Raw genomic sequence first — 5,241 nt, 5'->3', positions numbered from 1 at the left:
CCGCCGCGGGCGAAAGGATGGTGAGATCCGCGTTCAGGAAGCGCACCGACAGCGACGAGGCATCGCGATTGGCCTCGACGAACGCATCGGCCGCGTCGAGCGCTCCGGTCTTGACCTTCTCGATCAGACCAAGGGCCGCCGTTTGCGCCTTGCCGGCGATCTCCCGCGCGTTTTCGCTGGTGGCGGCCTCTTTGACAGCCGCAACCGCCTTGTCGAGTTGTTCTTTCCAGTTCATCGTCGTTTCCTCTTGGTGGATGGTCAGGAGTCGGAGAGGGAACTTTACGGCGGAATCGACCAGCATTCAAACCGGCCATCGGAGGCGCAGTGGCCGACTTGGGCCACGCGCGCGACCGGCCCGGACTCCAGCATGATCGTCAGGCGCTCGACCTCGTTGGCGCTCGGGGAGCGCCCGCGGCTGCGCGCGAGCAGGTTCTGCACCGACAGCACGTCGGCGGTGTGCTGCTGGACCAGGCGCAGTAAAGTTCCGGCTGCGACTCCTCCCGCCGGGTCGCCGGCTCAGGTTCTTCCTCAAACGATGGAGGAGACGGCTGGTTTTCAGCGGCAGTTCAGCTTGCGCGCTCAGACTGCACCCACCGCTCGAGCAGTCGCGCGGAGCCATCCGCGATCGACCTGGGCCTTGATCGGCGCCGACCTGGCCTTCCTGAGTGCGCGCGCGGTCGCTGATCCGCTCGCGCCCTCCGCCCGGCGGACACCAACTCTCTCAAACGGAGCAACCTGATGCAACGACGTCACCTGATGGCGACCACCGGTCTTGGACTGCTGCTGGCCATGGGCAGTCCGCTGGCCAGCGAGCGACTCGACCACGACGAGATCAAACAACTGCGTGAGACTGGCGCCATCCTGCCGCTGGAGCAGGTGATGGCGAGTGCGCAATCCGTGCAGCCGGGGCAGCTCGTGGAGGCCGAGCTCGAGCGGGAAGACGGCGACTATCGTTTCGAGATCAAGATCCTGGCCGCCGACGGGACGATCCACAAGCTCTCGCTCGATGCCGCCACGGCCGCGGTGATCGCGCGCAGGGAGAAATAGATGCGACTCCTGGTGGTCGAAGACGATGCCGGGCTGGCGGCCGAGCTGCAAAAGGCGCTCAAGGCCTCCGGCTTCGTCCTCGACCAGGCCGGCGATGGGATCACGGGCGAGGCGCTCGGGGCCGCCGAGGCCTATGACGCCATCGTCCTCGACCTTGGGTTGCCCAGGCGGCCCGGGCTCGAGGTGCTGCGCAATTGGCGCACCCGTGGGGTGACGACACCGGTGCTGGTGCTGACCGCGCGCGATGCCTGGCACGAGCGTGTCGACGGGCTCAAGGCCGGGGCCGACGACTATCTCGGCAAGCCCTTCCACATGGAGGAACTGATCGCCCGCATCCATGCCTTGACCCGCCGGGCGGCGGGCAATCTGCGTCGCGGTCTGGAGGTCGGCGGGCTCTGTCTCGACGAGGATCGGCAGCGGGCGATCCTGGCCGACGGCACCGCCCATGAGTTGACCGGCACCGAATTCCGCCTGCTCCGTTACCTGATGCTCCATCCCGACCGGATCCTCTCCAAGCCCCAGATCATGGATCATGTGTACGAGTTGGATGCCGACCGGGGCAGCAACCTCATCGAGGTCTATGTGGGACGCCTGCGCGAGAAGATCGGCCGCGACCGGATCCGAACCCTGCGCGGCCAGGGCTATCTCTTCCCACGCCAATGAGATCCCTGGAAGGACGTCTACAGATCGGACTCGGCGCCAGCCTCTTTGTCCTGCTCGGCGCGGTCTGGTGGATTGGCTACGAGGCCCTGCACCGCACGGCGGATGCCTTCGTACTCTCACGGCTGGAGCACGATGCCGAGGGCTTGGTCGGGGCCTTGACCAGAGGCGCGGACGGGCGCCTGGAGGTTGGGCATCAGGGCCTGACCCCGGTCTATCACCAGCCCTATTCGGGGCATTATTTCGTCATCGAAACCCAGGATGGACAACGCATCCGCTCGCGTTCGCTCTGGGATCAGGACCTGGCCGACCGTCCGCTTGCGCCGGGCACCTCCGAGCATTGGCGCGCGGTCGGTCCGGAGCAGCAGCGGCTGCTGGTCTGGGAGGGCGGTTATCGCCTGGATGGCCTCGACTTCGCGCTCGCCGTCGCGGAGGACGTCACCGCACTTGACCGGGCCTTGACGTTCATCGACCGGCTGTTTGCCGGGCTGGCGATCACTGGGTTGCTCGTAATGCTGCTGGTGCAGCGGTTCGTCGTGCAGCGGGCCTTTGCCACACTGTCGCCCGTCTACCGGGATATCGAGCGCCTGGAGTCCGGCCAGACGGTCGCCCTGACCGAACGGGTGCCGAGTGAGATCCTGCCCTTGGTGCGCAAGCTCAACCACCTGCTGGTGCGCTTCGCGCAGCGCCTGGAGCGTTCGCGCACCGCCGCCGGCAACCTGGCACATGGGATCAAGGGTCCGCTGAGCCTCCTGCATCAGCAATTGCAGGATCCCGACCTGTCCATCGATCCGGCCCCGCGCCAGGCCCTGATCGAACAGGTCGAGCGTCTGCGCCAACTCGCCGAGCGCCAGCTCAAGCGTGCGCGGCTTGCCGGTGCCGGCGGTGCGGGAATTCATTTTGATCCGAACGCCGAGCTGCCGACACTGGTGCAACTCCTCGCGCGTATCCATGCCCCGAAAGTCCTCGACATCCAGCTCGATCTTCGCACCCCCGGCGCACTCAATCTTGACCGCGAGGACCTGCTGGAACTGCTCGGCAACCTGCTCGACAACGCCTGCAAGTGGGCCCGCACGCAGGTGCGATGCGGCGTCACGGCGCCGGGAGATGAGATCGTCGTTTGCGTCGAGGACGACGGACCCGGGTGTTCGGAACAGGAGATCGCCGCCATCACCGAACGCGGCACGCGACTCGACGAGCAGGTCAGCGGCCATGGGCTCGGACTGGCGATCGCGCAAGAGATCGTCGAGAGCTATCAGGGTCGAATCCGCTTTCATCCCTCGCCGACGCTCGGCGGCCTGTGCGCCGAGATCAGGCTGCCGGTAGGCGAAGGGCGATAGTCTCTGCAGCCGGTCACCCGGATCGACTTCCGAGTCTGCCAACCAATGCCATCCATCGGTCATTCCATCAACAAAACAATGGGTCTCACGCCATCATGAAGATCTTTCTGACCGGCTTTATTGCGCTTCTCGTCATTGCCTGGGTGGGCGCGCTCAGTGTCAGTGGCCAGGGTGCCCAGTCCCTGCCCTGGGCCATTCAGAGCCAGGCGTTCTACCTCTGCGGCCTGCTCGCGATCAGCCTGATGTCGCTCGCGATGGTGCTGGCGACACGTCCGCTCTGGCTGGAACGTCCGCTCGGCGGCATGGACCGCGTCTACCGAATGCACAAATGGACCGCCATTCTCGCTGTCAGCTTCGCCGCGATGCACTGGCTGCTCGAGGATAGCGATGACCTGATCCAATCCGTGTTCGGTCGCCTGGGACGACCGCTGGAAGAGCAGTTCAGCGGCCTGCTGCACGACTTGCGTGACGTCGCCGGGGACCTTGGCGAGATCGGAATCTACCTGCTGCTGGGCATGGTCGTAGTGAGTCTCCTGAAGCTCTTTCCATACAAGTTCTGGCGCCATGTCCATCGTGCGATGCCGCTTCTGTACCTGGTGCTCGCTTTTCATGCCGCCATGCTGGCACCAAGCTATTACTGGAGCCAGCCGCTCGGCCTACTGCTCGGGGTGCTGCTGGTGGCGGGATCCTACGCGGCCGTTATGTCACTCTTGGGTCTCATCGGCCAGGGACGCCGGGCTCGGGGGACCATCGTGTCGATCGCGACACCCGCGCGCGATGTCACCGAGGTGGTCTGTCAGTTGGAACCCCGTTGGCGGGGACATCGCGCCGGACAGTTCGCCTTCGTGCGCTTCGATCGTTTCGAGGGCCATCACCCCTTCACTATCGCCAGCGCCGATCAGGGGGACCGTCGTGTGACCTTTCTGATCAAGGCACTGGGCGATTATACCCGCGCGCTGCCAGGTCGAATTGCCGTGGGGCAGGCGGTGACGGTCGAGGGGCCTTACGGCCATTTTGAACTCCCACGCCGGAATCCCGAAGCGCGGCAGATCTGGGTTGCCGGCGGCATCGGTATCACGCCCTTCATCGCGTGGCTGGAGGCCTTGCGTGCCAAACCGGACGCCTCGCTCGTCGCTGATCTGCATTACAGCACCCGCAATTGCGAAGGCGACCCCTTCGTCGAGCGCCTCAAAGGCCTGTGCGCGGACCTGCCAGGCGTCTCGCTTCACATCCATGACAGCCAGGCCGGAGGCACCCTGACCGCCGAGCAGCTTGCCTCCGGGCACGACGGATTGCACAACACCGAAGTCTGGTTCTGCGGTCCGCGCGCATTCGCCAAGCGCTTGCGGATAGGACTGACCCGCGCCTGGCGCGGACGCCTGCGCTTCCATCAGGAGGCCTTCGAGATGCGCTGAACCGCAGCCTACGCCGCCGCCGCGCGGACGATCAGTTCCAGGCGCACCTCGTCATACGGCAGGCTCAACTTGCCCGCGTCGGTCTTGTCGATCAGCCCGCAGTTGACCAGCGCCTGGGCGTCCGTGTGTACGCCCTTCACGTCGCGGCCGACGCGCCGCGCCAGTTCGCGCACCCCGAGCGGCCCGGCACCGGTCAAGGCCTTGAGGATGGCCCAGCGGTTCGCGTTCAGAGTCGCCAGCAGTTGTGCTTCGTTGGGGAAGGAGAAGGAGCAGCCCTGCGGCACGCCGCGGAACGCGGCCTTCATGCTCGCCTTCACGGTGTTAAGGTCAGCAACATCAATGGTCAGCGTGGTCATGGCGGTCTCCTCAGAAGCGGTCAACGTCGGCCCAGAAGTCATCAACCAGTCCTAACAACAGCGGCGCATGTTGTCAACGCGACAACGGGCAGGAACCTAGACCCGGCTGACCGCCGGGTCTAGGTTTGCCCTGCCGCTTGGGTCCCAGCGGTCGGGTTTGACAGCCCGAGCAGTTCCGGCGGCAGTTTACTCAATTCGACTTCCCGGAGTTATTTAAACTGTCACCGGAATTGGTTAGGCCATTTCGTTATTAGAGCGAATACTGTGGTCTGTCCCCGGTTTCGCAGGTTCTGCGTTTTAGCCGCTTCCATCCGAGTCCACAACGGCGCGCAACCTTTCTGGGTTTCGAGCTGTTCTGGTTTATCGACCGGGAAGGCATTCCACGGGTGAAGCGTCGCACGGCCCGCAAGCGCTTGCAAGGGG

At 65.1% G+C, this 5,241-nt stretch carries 7 protein-coding genes and 1 pseudogene; 4 read left to right on the top strand and 4 right to left on the bottom strand.

The features are described 5' to 3' along the window. Positions 1-235, bottom strand: a pseudogene (locus QZY48_RS19810) (hypothetical protein); the annotation flags it as partial. Positions 236-279: 44 nt separating this feature from the next. After that, positions 280-438, bottom strand: a complete 159-nt coding sequence (locus QZY48_RS19805; protein ID WP_295434408.1) for a hypothetical protein — start codon at positions 436-438, stop codon at positions 280-282. A gap of 300 nt (positions 439-738) precedes the next feature. Here QZY48_RS19805 and QZY48_RS19800 point away from each other — a divergent pair, with 300 nt between their 5' ends. From QZY48_RS19800 to QZY48_RS19785, 4 genes are all read left to right on the top strand, one after another. Continuing rightward, positions 739-1,047, top strand: a complete 309-nt coding sequence (locus QZY48_RS19800) for a PepSY domain-containing protein (RefSeq protein WP_295434407.1) — start codon at positions 739-741, stop codon at positions 1,045-1,047. Next, positions 1,048-1,710: a response regulator transcription factor gene (locus tag QZY48_RS19795; protein ID WP_295434405.1), complete on the top strand. Its 663-nt coding sequence runs from the start codon at positions 1,048-1,050 to the stop codon at positions 1,708-1,710. After that, positions 1,707-3,047 carry a sensor histidine kinase gene (locus QZY48_RS19790; RefSeq protein ID WP_295434403.1) on the top strand — a complete coding sequence of 447 codons (1,341 nt, stop codon included), beginning with the start codon at positions 1,707-1,709 and terminating at the stop codon, positions 3,045-3,047. Before QZY48_RS19795 ends, QZY48_RS19790 begins: the two co-directional genes overlap by 4 nt. Before the next feature lie 95 nt (positions 3,048-3,142). Next, entirely contained in the window at positions 3,143-4,462 is a 1,320-nt protein-coding gene (locus QZY48_RS19785; protein ID WP_295434401.1) for a ferric reductase-like transmembrane domain-containing protein, read from the top strand. Between the two features lie 8 nt (positions 4,463-4,470). Here the strand turns inward: QZY48_RS19785 and QZY48_RS19780 are convergent, their stop codons facing one another. Then, positions 4,471-4,818 carry a transcriptional regulator gene (locus QZY48_RS19780; RefSeq protein WP_295434398.1) on the bottom strand — a complete coding sequence of 116 codons (348 nt, stop codon included), beginning with the start codon at positions 4,816-4,818 and terminating at the stop codon, positions 4,471-4,473. A 221-nt stretch (positions 4,819-5,039) separates the two neighbouring features. Then, the coding region (locus QZY48_RS19775; protein ID WP_295434396.1) for a hypothetical protein at positions 5,040-5,241 on the bottom strand (202 nt) is incomplete at its 5' end.

The organism is uncultured Thiodictyon sp., assembly GCF_903828115.1.
Lineage (GTDB): Bacteria > Pseudomonadota > Gammaproteobacteria > Chromatiales > Chromatiaceae > Thiodictyon.
This window is presented reverse-complemented; position numbering and strand designations above follow the sequence as displayed.